The organism is Faecalicatena contorta, from assembly GCF_021531895.1.
Lineage (GTDB): Bacteria > Bacillota > Clostridia > Lachnospirales > Lachnospiraceae > JAFBIX01.
Genome location: NZ_JAFBIX010000005.1, coordinates 1 through 15,324 on the forward strand (window position 1 = coordinate 1; position 15,324 = coordinate 15,324).

A 15,324-nucleotide genomic window follows, 5' to 3' on the forward strand; every position below is an offset into this window, starting at 1 on the left:
GTCTCAGTCCCAATGTGGCCGGTCGCCCTCTCAGGTCGGCTACTGATCGTCGGCTTGGTAGGCCGTTACCCCACCAACTACCTAATCAGACGCGGGTCCATCTCATACCACCGGAGTTTTTACCACTGTACCATGCGGTACCGTGGTCTTATGCGGTATTAGCAGTCATTTCTAACTGTTATCCCCCTGTATGAGGCAGGTTACCCACGCGTTACTCACCCGTCCGCCGCTCAGTCAATTAAGTCTTCATCCGAAGAATCATACTTAAGTGCTTCGCTCGACTTGCATGTGTTAAGCACGCCGCCAGCGTTCATCCTGAGCCAGGATCAAACTCTCGTCTAAAAAGCTTAAGTTTGGTTTTACACAAACTTTAGCTTTTAGACGCTTCGCAGTTCTTCGTGAGGTTCTTTCGAACTTAGAACTGTCGAAGCATCATTAAGTTCGTTCCAGGTCAAGAAAACTACTAGCTTTCTTATCCCTTTTACTGTTTTAAGGTCGACATCTAAATGTCTCGTTCTGAATTTTTCTCTTAAAGAAATCTTCAGGGTTGTTGTCTATTGTTTAATTATCAAGGTTCTTTGTTTTGTTGTCTCATTCGCGACAGCCATATTAATATATCATATGTTTTCTCGCTTGTCAACAACTTTTTTAATTTGTTTTTTGTCGTCCATTCCCAAGTGTTTCTAACACCTAAGCGACAACTTTTATAGGATATCATGTCTCCAAATCTTTGTCAACATTTTTTTGATATCTTTTTTGGATTTTTTCATTTCCAAAGTCTTTCCGTATAAAAATCCACCACGTTTTCGCGGTGGATTTTTATAATATCATTTTTTATTCTTAACGTCAAGTAGTTTCTTTATTTTTTAGTGAAATATTGTCGCCAGCTTCATAATCGGATTATATTCATATAACATTGTAAGAAATTGATTTTCCTGAATCATCTGAAATAACTCTTTTCCAACAGTTGTTGTATACATTAAAGTAATTATAATATATAACGTCCACACAATGACCATTGCTCCAACCATTCCTATAACTCCTCCCGCAAGCCGATTAACAATTCCAACACCCGGAAGAGAAGAGACAATATCCAGCGCAAATACAATTGCACGCAATATGATAGAGATTAAGACAAAAGTAATCAAAAACGCTACTATATTAATAATCAACTTAGCCAGATAACTACCTACATACTGTGCAAATGTTTCTACGCCAAGTTGTTGGTAAATCTCACTATTATTATTAACCGCCAAAAGACTCTTGAACACATTCGGAAGATCTGCCTGTTGTATGGCTTGCGTCTGCATTTCCCTCGGTATCTCTGCCCCTTCTATCGCCTGCTCAACAGTCTGCTGCCCCGAATCGAGACCGTCCAATACATTTCCGGATATTCCGTATTGAGCAAGATCTTCTTTGCTTATATTTCCATTTACAATATCTTCTATAGTAATACCATACTGTGACAATAGATCTTCCCCGACTCCTGCTGCTTCTAATACTTTTCTGACACTTTCTTCCGAGAGACCCCCCGACTCCTCTCCAGAAGCCTGAGAAACCGCCGCATTTGCCATTGTGCTGATTACCTGATTCTTAATCACATCATCCATAGGTGTATACTTTTCAATCGCCTTCGCCACATATGGCGTTGCAAAAAACACCAGTACAAGTGTAACAATTGTTGTTGCAAGAGATACTGCTATTTTAATCGCACCTCTACAAATCCCAACAATTATACTGACCAAGAAAATTACACCAACTGTTATCAATAACCAATTCATAAGTTCTCCTTATTTCACAAGACGGATTTTTTTCATTCCATCTGTGCTCATCAAAATGTACTTATTAACACCTGCAACCGGGAAAATCTCCAATATATTATCATCCATTTCCCCATCAAACTTCTGTATGCCACTTTTCATAAATATACTACATTTTTTACCATCATACAGAATCACTTGTCCGCCGCAGATTTTTGCATTTGCATAATCACCTGTAAAATCTTCCGACAGAACCACCTTCCCATGGGAATTATAAAGGCGAAGCTCATAGCCTTCTTTTCCTTCATTTTTAAGGACCATACCAATATATTTGTCGCTGTGGAACAAGCTTTTTATCTCTTTTTCAATCGTAATCTTAGTCTCTTCTTTCGGGATCTCCCTACCTTGATATATGGACAGGCAATTATCTCCAACCGCCACTGAAGTAGAACTATTGAGGAAAAATCCCGAAGCCATAATAGTATCTTCATATTCCTTCGTCGTTACCTGGTGATCGGCATCTTCCTCGCCTGCCTCACCAAAATTATAGTAAACCACTTTTGAAGTAATCTTTCCATCCTGCGTATAAAGATACAGAACCTGCATTACTTCTCCATTTGCCGACAAAGCCACATCAAGCGGATAGCCGGTTCCAGCCAAAGAAGTTTTATGCTCTACCAGCACATTTCCCGCCGTATCGTAACACATTATTTTTGCCGAAGATTCATTCTTTAATATCGCACTAACGATACCTTGCTCAGATACGCTTATTTTCTCAATCGGTATCGTGGTATGAATCTCTCCTTTTATACCATTCTTCTGGAATACAAGGATATCATTTCCACCTTTATCAGCTACTGCTGCCGCTTTCTCTCCCACATCAACAAATGGATTTTTCATCTGATAGGATTGATTCCATTGTTCTTCACCATTTTGATCAAGATAGGAGATACCATCACGGCTATATTTTAACACTCCCTCTGAAAACTGTATGTAGCTGTTATTTGATGTGCCGCTGTTCTGATATGAATCTATGGTTCTTGCCTGATTGTATGTCTGAAGATTCACAAGAAGATAAATACCAACCATTGCCACAAGTACTACTGCCACACAAATAATTCTCTTGCGCCACTGCTCTTTCTTGTGTTGTTTGATCTGCTCATTCAGTTCTTCTTGTGGGGTATTTTCATTATTCAATTCTTGCATTATATCTTTTACAATCTCATCTGTTGGATCTTCCTGTTCTCTGACAACATGAAGGTTTTTATTTCTCCGTTGTATCATCTGTCTCCCCTTCATTCGTTCTTCCGCAGAGCGGTGGTTCTTACCCTATCGAACTTCTTCGCTTCTTACGCCGTGCTCACTTCACACGACTTTGTGCTTTCGTGAACATTGTAACACATTTCCGGTTAGGGGAGTAGTAGTTTTTGTCCGATGTAAATGAGATTGCCATCGGATAACCCGTTCATTTTGCAGATTGCTGTTACATGAGAGGAATCTCCGTATAGTTTTACGCTGATGCTATCCAGGGTGTCACCCTTTTTTACAACGTAATAATCATCTTCACTTAATTCCTCTTGTATTGTTGAAGTCTCTGGTACAGTACCCTGAGCAGCTACTTCATCTGCACTCTCTGCACTACCGCCTGTTTCAACTACCGTTTCCTCACTTACGGTTTTGTTCTGACTTCCTGCTTGATCAACAGATTGCGACAGAGATTCCAGTGAACTTTGAACCGCCTCCATTTTGTCAAAGTTATTAACCGTCGATACCCCAATCGCAAGCACTACTACCACCAACAGCACGCTGGTTGCATAGACCAATCTCGAATTTTGCCGTTGTTCTTTATCTTCCATTTTCGTTCTTACGGCACTACGAAAATCCTTTGCAGCTCGATCCTCAACCATTTCACTGGGTGTCACGCCATTCTTTTTGCGTGTCGCAATCATATAATTTTGCATGGAAGGATTTTTTTCATAATATATATAATGTCCTCCCATCTGCATCAGTTCACCATATTTATGAGCATAATATAACTCCTCATTATCTCTGGCATCTTTCCAAATAAATATGGTATTTTCTCCCGAAAATGTTTTCGCGTGTATCTTTGAAATTTCCCGAATCTGTCCCATAGGATGACCACTCTCAATAAGTCCCCATCCAACGATCTGACTGAATGCAAAAAACTTTTTCCGCTCTCCTTCCATCTCTTCAAGCGTCTCTTCTTTAATAACGATCTCCGTACTAGTTACTTCAATTTCTTTCATCTGCATAGCGCCAGAAATATAAACCACATCCTGCCCCTCTTGATTCAGTATTTCACCAATAAGCATGACACCTATCGGTTCCTCAGACGCCTGTTGCTGTAGCTGAGTCAAATAGATATCCACATAATCTTCTACGTATATTTTAGGCTCATCACTTACGTTTCCTATCTGCCTTACATTTTTGGGAAATTGTCTTTCCATATACTCTCACCTCATCTTGAATATTTTTGCTAATGATAGCATACGAAATCTGCATATTTTATCAATTGATGGGACCTGTCCCAAAAACTTTCCGCCATATTACGACCGGGTACAGGGTATTTGCCAAAAAGGTACAGGGCATTTGTCAATTGGGGACGTAGTATTTTGTAAAAATACTACGTCCCCAATTGACAAAAAGAAGAAAACACACCCACAGGATGTGTCTTCTTCTTTCAGGAAATGTTTTTTATACAAACGCTTTTACTTTTTCGTAAATGCTATTTGCATCTAGTCCGTATTTTTTAATCAGTTCCACTGCTGGTCCTGATTCGCCATATACATCATTAATACCGATTTTCATAACTTTTGCAGGAGCTTTTTCTGCAACTACGTCGCAAACTGCGCTTCCCAATCCGCCAATGATTGAATGTTCTTCTACTGTTACAATCTTTCCAGTCTTAGCTGCTGCTGCGATAACTGCTTCTTCATCCAATGGTTTGATGGTGTGCATGTTGATTACTTCTGCGCTGATTCCATCCTCTGCCAGTTTTTCTGCTGCTGCCAGTGACTCAGACACTGGAAGACCAGATGCGATAATCGTAACATCGGTACCTTCACGCAGGGTAATTGCTTTTCCGAGTTCAAATTTATAGTCTTCGTTATCGTTGATTACAGGGACCGCAAGTCTTCCAAATCGAAGATATACTGGACCCTCATGTTCATAAGCTGCTTTTACTGCCGCTTTTGCCTCTACATCATCAGAAGGGTTGATAACAACCATTCCCGGAATAGTTCTCATCAGGGCAATATCTTCATTGCACTGGTGTGTTGCGCCATCTTCTCCTACGGAGATTCCAGCATGTGTTGCACCAATTTTCACATTTAATTTCGGATAACCAACAGAGTTACGTACTTGCTCATAGGCGCGTCCCGCTGCGAACATTGCAAAGGAACTTGCAAATGGTACTTTTCCGGTTGTTGCGATTCCTGCAGCGACACCGATCATATTGCATTCTGCAATACCACAGTCGATATGACGCTCTGGGAAAGCTTTTTTAAATGTTCCTGTCTTTGTTGCTGCTGCCAGGTCGGCATCCAGAACAACAACATCTTCATGTTCTTTTCCCAACTCAACTAAAGCATTACCGTAGCTTTCTCTTGTTGCGATTTTCTTTACTTCTGACATAATGCTTCACCTACTTTCTCTAAGTCTGCCATTGCAACCGCGTACTGCTCATCGTTTGGAGCGGTTCCGTGCCAGGACACCTGATTTTCCATAAAGGAAACTCCTTTTCCTTTCAATGTCTTTGCGATAATCGCTGTCGGCTGCCCCTTAGTTTCTCTTGCTTCTTTAAATGCAGCATCGATCTCATCAAAATCATTTCCATTAATATTAATTACGTGGAAATTAAATGCCTCAAATTTCTTGTCGATTGGGTACGGAGAGTTGACCTCATCAATCGGGCCATCAATCTGCAGATTATTGTTATCCACGATCACTACCAGGTTGTCCAACTTTCTGAAGCCCGCAAGCATAGACGCTTCCCACACCTGACCTTCCTGAATCTCTCCATCTCCAAGCAGCGTGTATACACGATAAGCATCTCCAGATAATTTTGCGGAAATTGCCATACCTACAGCCGCTGAGATTCCTTGTCCCAGAGAACCACTTGACATATCCACACCAGGAATGTGCTTCATGTCAGGATGTCCCTGAAGGTAAGAACCTACTTTACGCAATGTGGTAAGATCTTCTACCGGGAAGAACCCTCTGTGTGCCAAGGTAGAATAATATCCCGGTGCAGTGTGACCTTTTGACAATACAAAACGGTCGCGGTCAGCTTTTTTCGGATCCTTCGGATCGATATTCATTTCTTCAAAAAACAGATAGGTATAGATATCTGCAGCAGATAAGGAGCCGCCTGGATGTCCTGATTTTGCACTGTGTACAGCCGTCACAATACCCTTGCGAACCTCATTTGCTGTCTTCATTAACTCTAACTTATTCATGAGCTGCCTCCTACTCTCCAAATACTGCTTTATAATCTGCCTGGAATTTTGCAATTCCTGCATCTGTTAATGGATGTTTTGTCATCTGCTCAATTACAGAATACGGAACTGTTGCAATATCAGCACCAGCCAATGCGCAGTCTGTTACATGCATTGGATGACGTACACTTGCTGCGATGATTTCAGTCTTTATTCCAGCAACACGGAAGATCTCTGCGATCTCTGCGATCAAGTCTGTACCTCTTACAGAGATATCATCCAGACGTCCTAAGAAAGGAGATACATATGTTGCGCCTGCTCTTGCTGCCAGAAGTGCCTGATTTGCTGTGAAGATCAATGTCACATTTGTCTTGATTCCTTCAGCTGTCAGCTGTTTGCAAGCTTTCAGTCCTTCTACAGTCATAGGAATCTTAACAACCATATTCGGGTGAATCTTTGCGATTTCTCTTCCTTCTGCGATCATTCCCTCTGCATCAACAGTTGTTGCTTTTACTTCTCCACTGATTGGACCGTCTACAATAGAAGCGATCTCAGCGATAACTTCCTCAAATACTCTTCCTTCTTTTGCAATCAAAGATGGATTTGTAGTTACACCACAAATTACTCCCATGTCATTTGCTTTCTTAATATCCTCTACCTTCGCTGTGTCAATGAAAAATTTCATTTCGCTTTTCCTCCTTATAAATCCGCTATTTACTTCATGATTGGATTATAACTTACACCATGAAGATTGGTCAATAGCGCTTATTTATTATTAATAATTTTGTTTATTAATAATTTTATTTTATCAATTATTTTATTCTATTTTTTTCTTTCGTTTCTTAATAAACAGATTTTTATTCTCGCACTTTCAGCATTTTTTCCAGATGCATTACCGGAAAATATTAATAATATTTTTTCAAAATGAATTAATTTTTCTTTTTTCTTTTCTCTTTTGCATAAGATGTTGTTCCCCGTATGATCAACTGTGGTTCATACTCTACATGGTATGTGCTGATCGGCTCAATCTCTGAATATCTCGTATCATGGGATGCGATTTTCTTCATAATAATATCGCAGGCATCTCTGCCCTTAAAAATAACAAAATGTTCAATCGTCGTAAGATCCACTTTATGCATCCGGGCAAACAAAGTATTATCACAACCCATAACGGACATCTCTGACGGAACTTTTATCTTCGCTTCATGAAGCGCATCCAGAATTCCAAATGCAATCATATCGTTCAGTCCAACAATCGCGGTAATCTCCCGATTTTCCTGCAAAAGCTCTTTTGTCAGATCATAGCCAATCTTATATTCCGAATCAATGAGAGCAACATCAAGGTCTATCTCTTCTTTCGCAGCCTTAATAATTACATTTTCCCGCAAACCAGCCTTTTCATACTCTTTCAAAAATCCTTCTACACGTTTGGAACGTTGTTTTTGGCGCGCAGTCAAAGGCGGTGCAATATATGCCACATTGCGATGCCCCAGTTCCAGGAGGTGACGGGCCATAATTCTTCCAAGCTTAGAATTATCCAATTCCACCGCATCTACATTCATTTTTTCATTCTGATTATTAATAATCGCCACCGGAATCTTCTGAGACAACTCCTTTACCAGATCCATAAAACAATGACTCGGATTACAAGTATAGATAATTCCCAGGGGACGCAGCTCCCACATCATCTTCAGATATCGTTCTTCCATCTTCAGATCACGCTGCGTATTGCATACAAACAGACCAAATCCCTGCTCCTTAGCACGGGATTCAATCCCCTGAAGCAACATAACATAATACGGGTTGGTCAGATTCGAACAGAATACCACCAATAATTTTTCCTTTTTTGTGCCCTTTTTCTTCTTGCGCTTCGGCGGAACATATCCCAGTTCTCTGGCCGCACGTTCCACTTTTTCCACCGTTTCCTTGGAAAACGATACATTGTATTTTTTATTTAAGACCATTGAAACCGTAGACTGGGATACCCCTGCTACCTCAGCTATATCCATAGATGTAATTTTCTTCTTTTTCATCCTCACTCACCTCATTTGGGGACAGGGTAAATCTAATTGGGGACAGGGATATTTTAATTTGGGACGGAGGAAAACGAAAAAACCCCCGTCCCAAATTACAATTGTGTTCTTCCTTCCAATGCCCGAAGCAGGGTTACTTCATCTATATATTCCAGATCTCCTCCCACTGGGACACCGCTGGCAATCCGGCTGACTTTAATTCCGGTCGGCTTTATCAGCTTGCTAAGGTACATTGCAGTGGTCTCACCTTCCAAACTTGAATTAGTGGCGATAATCACTTCTTCTACATCTCCCTGCAGTCGTTCCATAAGCTCTTTCAGCTTAATGTCGTCCGGTCCGATCCCGAGCATGGGCGAGATTGCACCGTGAAGTACATGATACACGCCGTCGTACTTGCCGGTTTTTTCGTATGCCGCCAGATCTCTGGTATTTTCCACGACCATAATTGTCTTGTGATCTCGATTACTATTACTGCAGATCGGACACATTTCCTGATCCGTCAGAGTATAACATTCTGAACAATATCGGATGTTCTCTCTTGCCTCGACCATGGTGGATGCCAGCCTTTTTACATCTTCTAAAGGCATATGAACCAAGTGAAAAGCCAGCCTTGCCGCTGACTTTGATCCTATGCCCGGAAGGCATGACAATTCTTCAATTAATTTGCTCATCTGGTTACTGTAGTAATCCATATTTTGCACTCCCCGTTAGAATAATCCCGGCATCTGACCGCCCATGCCGCCGGTAAACTTAGCCATTGCGGATGCCGACTCAGCATCTACTTTATCCATGGCTTCATTTACCGCTGCAACGATCAGATCTTCTAACATCTCTACATCATCCGGATCAACCACTTCTTCAGCTAACTTTACTTTCAATACTTTCTTCGCGCCGGAGACCGTCACTTCCACAGCTCCGCCGCCCGCGGTTGCACTGAATTCTTTTGTCTCCATCTCTTTTGCCTGTTCTTCCATCTGGCGCTGCATCTTCTGTGCCTGTTTCATCAGATTCGCCATATTTCCCGGCATCCCGCCTCCTGGAAATCCACCTCTTTTTGCCATATTCATATCCTCCTACTCATCTTCTATTGTTATATCCATGTGGATCAGATTTTCAATATCAACAAAATGATCCTCAAACTTGCGTCCTTCTTCTAATTGTCGGACTTCTACTTCCATTCGCTTCCCAATCTTTTCTTCAATCAACCCTTCAATCTCTGCCTTATGTTCTGCTGCGGCGACAAAGCTTGCACTAACTTCATCCGGGAGCACAATAAGCAGACGATTACCTTCTCCTGCGCTAAGTCTTGCCTTTTTAAGATAAGTTCTAAGCAGCGGAGAGGCATCATTTGCAATCACACGAAAATCTTTCACCACTGCTTTCACATCTTCATTCAGCGCCTTGGGAATCTCCGGTTTTGACTGTTGCGATGTCTGCTGCGCCTGCTCTCCATTTACATAGACAACTCTTTCCTTTACTTTGGCTTCCGGCAGACCCTCTTCCAATTGTTTTTCGATTGCCCGGATACGATCCAGAAGAGCATCTGGATTCCGATCCATCTCTGGTTTGCACAACTTAATCAATGTCACTTCCAAAAGAACTCTTTTTTGGCTTGCGTATTTCAACTGATTGGTAAGATCTGAGAAGATTCTAATATAACGGATCAGTGTCTCATTGTCAATCATCTGCGCCTCTTCTTTTAGCTGAACCAGATTCTCTGTGGACACATCCAGTACGTCCTCCATATTATCAGAACTTTTTACCAGCAGCAAGTTTCTGAGATACCAGGTAAAATCTGCTGCAAGCTGAGACAGTTCACGGCCTTGCATGACCAATTCATCTACCGTTTCAATCACTTTATGCACATCCATGACCAGAAGTTCCCGAAGAAGCCGGCTAAACACTTCTGTATCTACAGCCCCCAGGACTTCCAGCACATGGTCATAGGTCAGTTTTTCTCCAATATAAAAAGCAACACATTGATCCAGAAGACTAAGCGAATCTCGCATGGAGCCATCTGCCATCTTAGCAATATAGCGAACCGCCTTTTCTTCTACATCCCACTGTTCTTTATCAATTAATTCCCGAAGCCTTGCGGAAATAGTTTCGATAGAAATTCTTTTAAAATCATACCGTTGGCATCGGCTCAAAATCGTGATCGGAATTTTATGCGCTTCTGTAGTCGCCAGGATAAAGATAACATACTCCGGCGGTTCCTCCAAAGTTTTCAGCAACGCATTGAACGCTCCAATAGAGAGCATATGAACCTCATCTATAATATATACTTTGTAGCGTCCTTCCGTCGGACGATATGACACTTCCTCCCGGATTTCACGGATATTATCCACACCGTTGTTAGATGCCGCATCAATCTCGATGACATTCATAGAAGCTCCAGACGCAATCGCTTTACACATGGCACACTCACCGCAAGGACTTCCGTCAATTGGATGTTCACAATTAACTGCTTTGGCAAATATCTTTGCCACCGTTGTTTTCCCGGTTCCCCGCGTTCCACAGAACAGATATGCATGTCCTATACGGTCTGCCATGATCTGATTTTTTAATGTCTTTACAATTGCATCCTGCCCCTTTACATCCTCAAACTCATCCGGACGAAATTTTCGATATAATGCCGTATATGACATTCTCTACACTCCCCGCTTCTTACGTCTTTATTTTGTACCGAAACTGATGCCCGTCATCTCTGCTTCCTTGATAATGCTGGAATTCGGATCAACATATTTCAGCTTACCGGCAACTTCTGCTAATGGAACACGTACAATTTCATTTTTCTTCACGCCCATCATACAGCCATAATTTCCTTCCAGAATTGCCTCTGCCGCTGCTGCACCAAGTCTCGTTGCAAGCACACGGTCATACGGGCACGGAGAACCACCACGCTGTGTATGGCCCGGAACAGTAATACGAACTTCCTGATCTGTCTTCTTCTGAATTCTTTCAGCCACTTCATATGCAACAGAAGGATATTTCTTCTTTGCTACCTTCTCTTTCATCTCTTTTTTGGATAGCTTGGCATCTTCTTTTGAAATTGCACCTTCAGCAACAGCGATAATCGTAAATCTCTTTCCTGCTGCTTTTCTCTTATTGATAGCATCCACCACCACATCAATATCATATGGAATCTCAGGAAGCAGAATAATATCTGCACCACCTGCAATTCCTGCATGGAGTGTTACCCATCCGACTTTATGTCCCATGATCTCAACAATAAATACGCGGCTGTGTGATGTCGCAGTCGTGTGAATCTTATCAATCGTATCCGTAGCAATATCTACCGCACTCTGGAAACCAAACGTCATATCCGTTCCCCACAGATCGTTGTCAATCGTCTTTGGAAGTGTAATGACATTCAATCCTTCCTCGCGAAGCATATTCGCTGTCTTATGTGTTCCATTACCGCCAAGTACCACGAGACAATCCAGATTCAATTTGTGATAAGTATGTTTCATTGCTTCAACCTTGTCCAAACCGTTCTCGTCTGGTACTCTCATCAATTTAAACGGCTGTCTGGAAGTCCCAAGAATTGTTCCTCCAACCGTCAGAATTCCTGAGAAATCCCTGGAAGTCAGCATCTTAAAATTAGAATAAATCAATCCCTTATAGCCTTCTTGAAATCCATAGATCTCAACATCGTCTCTCTTTGAACAGATTCCTTTTACAACGCCACGCATAGCTGCATTTAAAGCCTGGCAGTCTCCTCCACTTGTAAGCATTCCTATTCTTAACATACGCCTGCTCCTTTCACACTCAAACTTATTACACTTTAGTTTATCACAGAGTATGATGCAATTACAAGGAGAGGACGGGGGTTTTTGAAAAAACCCCATCCCCTCTTGACAAAGGATGCTATAATTATAAGTAAAGTATTTTGCAAAGAAAGTAGGTAATATTGTGGATAAACTGGATATAAAATTATGGTCTCTGGCCGCCAAGGGACAGATTGTTCCTGACCGTTCTCTTTTAAAGACTCCGGCGCAGATCGAAGCAATCAGAAAGAGCGCCGATTTGAACACAGCGGTCCTGGATCATGTGGCTGCCCATATTCACGAGGGCATGAGTACAGCAGAAATTGACAGACTGGTTTATGATTTCACAACGGAGCATGGCGGAATCCCAGCACCGCTTAATTATGAAGGTTTCCCAAAGAGCGTATGTACCTCTATTAACAACGTCATCTGCCATGGGATTCCATCCGAAGATGAGATTTTGAGAAACGGGGATATCATCAATGTGGATGTATCTACTATTCTGAATGGTTATTTTTCAGATGCTTCCCGCATGTTTACTATCGGAGATGTATCTCCTGAGGCAGCGAAGCTGGTACAGGTAACGAAGGAATGCGTGGAACTCGGTCTCAAAGAGGCGAAACCTTGGGGACACCTGGGGGATATTGCTTACGCAATTAACTCTCACGCACAAAAGAATGGCTACTCTGTTGTCGAAGAAATTGGAGGCCACGGCATTGGCCTTGCTTTCCACGAAGACCCTTTTGTCAGCTATGTAACTCCTAAGGGAAGTGAAATGGTTTTGGTTCCAGGCATGATGTTCACCATCGAACCAATGATCAACGAAGGCAGCCCTGATTTCTTCATCGACGAAGAGAATGGCTGGACCGTCTATACTATGGATGATAGCCTGTCTGCCCAGATTGAATACATGGTACTGATTACAGAAGATGGTGTAGAAGTACTATCGAAATAATAATTGCTTTCTAGTGTCTGCCACAGAAAAAAAGGAAAAGGAAAACGTCTGCAAATTACCAGAGGACGTTTTCCTTTTTCTTCTTATGTTAAGGAATTAATTCAGGTATCCGTATTGTTTTAATGTATCTTTCAAACGTACAACAGTCTCTTCTGGAAGATCTGACAATACAGGTTTGCGTGAATATCCGGCATTGACACCTCGCATCTTAAGACCTTCTTCCCTTTCTTTTCTTCTATAAACTCTTTTCATTACTTTCATTCTGATTTGGGCAAGTCTGCTTATCCATGTCCCTCATACTAAGTACAAGCGCTGAATGTGCACCCATATTGGCCACCACTTCGCCATCTTCTACGAGGAATTCATCATAATTCGTCGAATATCCGTCCAGATAAGAATACATCAACTTCTTCATTCTGCACTTCATCGGAATCTCTGCCTGCCATACCGGCACAGTTACCTGCGCAAGCTCACTGCGGTTATTGATAATAACGATGACCTTGTCTTCTTCCAGAAAACGGCCATATGCCAGAATATTTTCATCCCAATACAGCATATTCAGGGAACCAGTCCTAAGAGCCGGATGTTCTTTGTGAATCCGAATCATCTCTCGATGAAATGCAATCAGCTCCTTATCTTCATGACCCCATGGGTAAGTGCGCCGATTATCAGGATCTGTAAATCCACATACGCCAGCTTCGTCTCCATAATAAACAGTTGGCGCTCCGACCCAGGTCATCTGCATCACAACAGCTTCGCGCATCACTCCAAGATTTACATAATTATTGGCAGCCTTCGGCCCAAGATGTTCAACTCTCCCAACCATGTGATTCGTACGGGTCAGAAATCTGGAATGGTCGTGATTCGACAATTCATTCATCGCAACCTGGAGAGAAGGCGTCAACATATTGGACATATGATGGGAAATGGATGCCACAAAGTTATCTGCATTGCCCAACAGTTCTTCCCGCGATTCATCGCTGTGCTTCTCCATACCCGTCAAAAACCAGGTCACCGGCTCCATAAACGCATCATAGTTCATGACCGTATCCCACTCATCTCCCCGGAGCCATTCACTTGGGTCGCCATAATGCTCCGCAAGAATCAACGCATTTGGATTGGCATTTTTGACGGCTCTGCGGAATTTTTTCCAGAAACGATGATTATAATCATTGCTTCTTCCAAGATCCGCCGCCACATCCAGACGCCATCCGTCTACATTATACGGTGGGGATACCCATTTTCTTCCAATATACAGAATATAGTTTTCTAATTTAACAGAATCTTCGTAATTTAACTTAGGAAGGGTATCATGGCCCCACCAGCCATCATAATTATAATTATACGGCCAATTCTCCGGTTCCTCTTTGAAGAATCGGAAATAGCTCCGGTATGGACTATCCGGCGAAGTATATGCACCAGGTTCATAATCTTCCTGTCCTTCATAGATTCTCTCTCGATCCATCCACTTATTAAAAGAGCCACAATGATTAAAAACGCCGTCAAGAATAATCTTCATTCCCCTCCGGTGAAGTTCTTCCACTAATTTGATGAATAGTTGATTACTGGCTTCCAGATTCTTAATATCCGTTACTCTTTTCTGATATTTTGTCGCCTTTTTATTCTCTGTCACACCATCCGTCAGGACTTCTCCACCATCTTCCACGATCACACCATAATGTGGATCAATATAGTCATAATCCTGAATATCATATTTATGATTCGACGGTGATACAAATAACGGATTAAAATATAGTACTTCTACTCCGAGTTCCTGCAGATAATCCAACTTATTGATCACTCCCTGCAGGTCTCCCCCATAGAATTCCCGTACCCCCATATTGGCCGGATACTTATCCCAGTCAGTTACCTTCTGGCTGTATCCGCCTATATAATAATATTCGTTCGTCTCTACATCATTGGTCTTATCGCCATTATAAAAACGATCCGTAAAAATCTGGTACATCACTGCACCTTTTGCCCAGTCCGGTGTTGAAAATCCCGGCACAATGACAAAATCATAAAATTCTACAATCTCTTTTGCAACTCCACATCTATTATAATAACAGGTCGTATCATCATCCCTGATTTCAAAGCAATAACGGAAAGGTTCTTCATTCAGGCGCCATTTGATCATATAATAATCAAACTCGCCACTGGTACTCTCTTTTTCCATATCATATCCACCGACCGCCGTCATCAGACGCACCCGCACCTTATCATCCTTCGCCGTACGAAAACGTAAAATTACGGTCTCATTTTCCTGCGGTTCCTGTGGAATCACATAGCTTGCAGTCCCATCGCAAAACAACGCTTGTTTTTTCATGCAATCCATTTCCTCTCTCATTC

At 41.9% G+C, this 15,324-nt stretch carries 14 protein-coding genes and 1 rRNA gene; 1 reads left to right on the forward strand and 14 read right to left on the reverse strand.

Translation table 11 applies throughout. The annotated features are described in order from the left end of the window. The 12 genes from JQM81_RS02315 to JQM81_RS02370 form a co-directional block, all read right to left on the reverse strand. Positions 1 to 342 (reverse strand): 16S ribosomal RNA (locus tag JQM81_RS02315); the annotation flags it as partial. 524 nt (positions 343 to 866) lie between these two features. Next, positions 867 to 1,781 carry a CvpA family protein gene (locus JQM81_RS02320; protein ID WP_235231918.1) on the reverse strand — a complete coding sequence of 305 codons (915 nt, stop codon included), beginning with the start codon at positions 1,779 to 1,781 and terminating at the stop codon, positions 867 to 869. A gap of 9 nt (positions 1,782 to 1,790) precedes the next feature. Next, complete coding sequence (locus JQM81_RS02325) at positions 1,791 to 3,044, reverse strand: DUF5711 family protein (protein ID WP_235231919.1); 1,254 nt, start codon at positions 3,042 to 3,044, stop codon at positions 1,791 to 1,793. 125 nt (positions 3,045 to 3,169) lie between these two features. Beyond that, a complete protein-coding gene (locus JQM81_RS02330) occupies positions 3,170 to 4,228 on the reverse strand; it encodes a LysM peptidoglycan-binding domain-containing protein (RefSeq protein WP_235231920.1) in 1,059 nt (352 codons plus the stop codon). Positions 4,229 to 4,475: 247 nt separating this feature from the next. Continuing rightward, complete coding sequence (locus JQM81_RS02335; protein ID WP_235231921.1) at positions 4,476 to 5,414, reverse strand: transketolase family protein; 939 nt, start codon at positions 5,412 to 5,414, stop codon at positions 4,476 to 4,478. After that, positions 5,402 to 6,238 (reverse strand): transketolase, encoded by an 837-nt coding sequence (locus tag JQM81_RS02340; protein ID WP_235231922.1) that lies wholly within the window; start codon positions 6,236 to 6,238, stop codon positions 5,402 to 5,404. Before JQM81_RS02340 ends, JQM81_RS02335 begins: the two co-directional genes overlap by 13 nt. A gap of 10 nt (positions 6,239 to 6,248) precedes the next feature. Continuing rightward, on the reverse strand, positions 6,249 to 6,902 hold the full coding sequence (fsa, locus tag JQM81_RS02345; RefSeq protein ID WP_235231923.1) for a fructose-6-phosphate aldolase: 654 nt from the start codon (positions 6,900 to 6,902) through the stop codon (positions 6,249 to 6,251). A gap of 244 nt (positions 6,903 to 7,146) precedes the next feature. Further along, positions 7,147 to 8,250 carry a LacI family DNA-binding transcriptional regulator gene (locus JQM81_RS02350; protein WP_235231924.1) on the reverse strand — a complete coding sequence of 368 codons (1,104 nt, stop codon included), beginning with the start codon at positions 8,248 to 8,250 and terminating at the stop codon, positions 7,147 to 7,149. A gap of 95 nt (positions 8,251 to 8,345) precedes the next feature. Next, complete coding sequence (gene recR / locus JQM81_RS02355) at positions 8,346 to 8,942, reverse strand: recombination mediator RecR (protein WP_235231925.1); 597 nt, start codon at positions 8,940 to 8,942, stop codon at positions 8,346 to 8,348. A gap of 15 nt (positions 8,943 to 8,957) precedes the next feature. Continuing rightward, on the reverse strand, positions 8,958 to 9,311 hold the full coding sequence (locus JQM81_RS02360; RefSeq protein ID WP_235231926.1) for a YbaB/EbfC family nucleoid-associated protein: 354 nt from the start codon (positions 9,309 to 9,311) through the stop codon (positions 8,958 to 8,960). 12 nt (positions 9,312 to 9,323) lie between these two features. Next, entirely contained in the window at positions 9,324 to 10,898 is a 1,575-nt protein-coding gene (gene dnaX / locus JQM81_RS02365; protein WP_235231927.1) for a DNA polymerase III subunit gamma/tau, read from the reverse strand. A gap of 27 nt (positions 10,899 to 10,925) precedes the next feature. Beyond that, a complete protein-coding gene (locus tag JQM81_RS02370; RefSeq protein WP_235231928.1) occupies positions 10,926 to 12,002 on the reverse strand; it encodes a 6-phosphofructokinase in 1,077 nt (358 codons plus the stop codon). Between the two features lie 163 nt (positions 12,003 to 12,165). Here JQM81_RS02370 and map point away from each other — a divergent pair, with 163 nt between their 5' ends. Then, positions 12,166 to 12,975, forward strand: a complete 810-nt coding sequence (gene map / locus JQM81_RS02375; RefSeq protein WP_235231929.1) for a type I methionyl aminopeptidase — start codon at positions 12,166 to 12,168, stop codon at positions 12,973 to 12,975. A 96-nt stretch (positions 12,976 to 13,071) separates the two neighbouring features. Here map and JQM81_RS02380 read toward each other — a convergent pair whose 3' ends face one another. Then, positions 13,072 to 13,227 carry a hypothetical protein gene (locus JQM81_RS02380; RefSeq protein ID WP_235231930.1) on the reverse strand — a complete coding sequence of 52 codons (156 nt, stop codon included), beginning with the start codon at positions 13,225 to 13,227 and terminating at the stop codon, positions 13,072 to 13,074. Further along, on the reverse strand, positions 13,211 to 15,301 hold the full coding sequence (locus JQM81_RS02385; RefSeq protein ID WP_235231931.1) for a glycoside hydrolase family 13 protein: 2,091 nt from the start codon (positions 15,299 to 15,301) through the stop codon (positions 13,211 to 13,213). Before JQM81_RS02385 ends, JQM81_RS02380 begins: the two co-directional genes overlap by 17 nt. Between the last annotated feature and the right edge of the window lie 23 nt (positions 15,302 to 15,324).

What these genes read in the sequence shown, in the direction of transcription:
- JQM81_RS02320 (WP_235231918.1), bottom strand. Translation starts at nt 1,781, where the DNA reads ATGAATTGGTTATTGATAACAGTTGGTGTAATTTTCTTGGTCAGTATA.
- JQM81_RS02325 (WP_235231919.1), bottom strand. Translation starts at nt 3,044, where the DNA reads ATGATACAACGGAGAAATAAAAACCTTCATGTTGTCAGAGAACAGGAA.
- JQM81_RS02330 (WP_235231920.1), bottom strand. Translation starts at nt 4,228, where the DNA reads ATGGAAAGACAATTTCCCAAAAATGTAAGGCAGATAGGAAACGTAAGT.
- JQM81_RS02335 (WP_235231921.1), bottom strand. Translation starts at nt 5,414, where the DNA reads ATGTCAGAAGTAAAGAAAATCGCAACAAGAGAAAGCTACGGTAATGCT.
- JQM81_RS02340 (WP_235231922.1), bottom strand. Translation starts at nt 6,238, where the DNA reads ATGAATAAGTTAGAGTTAATGAAGACAGCAAATGAGGTTCGCAAGGGT.
- fsa (WP_235231923.1), bottom strand. Translation starts at nt 6,902, where the DNA reads ATGAAATTTTTCATTGACACAGCGAAGGTAGAGGATATTAAGAAAGCA.
- JQM81_RS02350 (WP_235231924.1), bottom strand. Translation starts at nt 8,250, where the DNA reads ATGAAAAAGAAGAAAATTACATCTATGGATATAGCTGAGGTAGCAGGG.
- recR (WP_235231925.1), bottom strand. Translation starts at nt 8,942, where the DNA reads ATGGATTACTACAGTAACCAGATGAGCAAATTAATTGAAGAATTGTCA.
- JQM81_RS02360 (WP_235231926.1), bottom strand. Translation starts at nt 9,311, where the DNA reads ATGGCAAAAAGAGGTGGATTTCCAGGAGGCGGGATGCCGGGAAATATG.
- dnaX (WP_235231927.1), bottom strand. Translation starts at nt 10,898, where the DNA reads ATGTCATATACGGCATTATATCGAAAATTTCGTCCGGATGAGTTTGAG.
- JQM81_RS02370 (WP_235231928.1), bottom strand. Translation starts at nt 12,002, where the DNA reads ATGTTAAGAATAGGAATGCTTACAAGTGGAGGAGACTGCCAGGCTTTA.
- JQM81_RS02380 (WP_235231930.1), bottom strand. Translation starts at nt 13,227, where the DNA reads ATGAAAAGAGTTTATAGAAGAAAAGAAAGGGAAGAAGGTCTTAAGATG.
- JQM81_RS02385 (WP_235231931.1), bottom strand. Translation starts at nt 15,301, where the DNA reads ATGAAAAAACAAGCGTTGTTTTGCGATGGGACTGCAAGCTATGTGATT.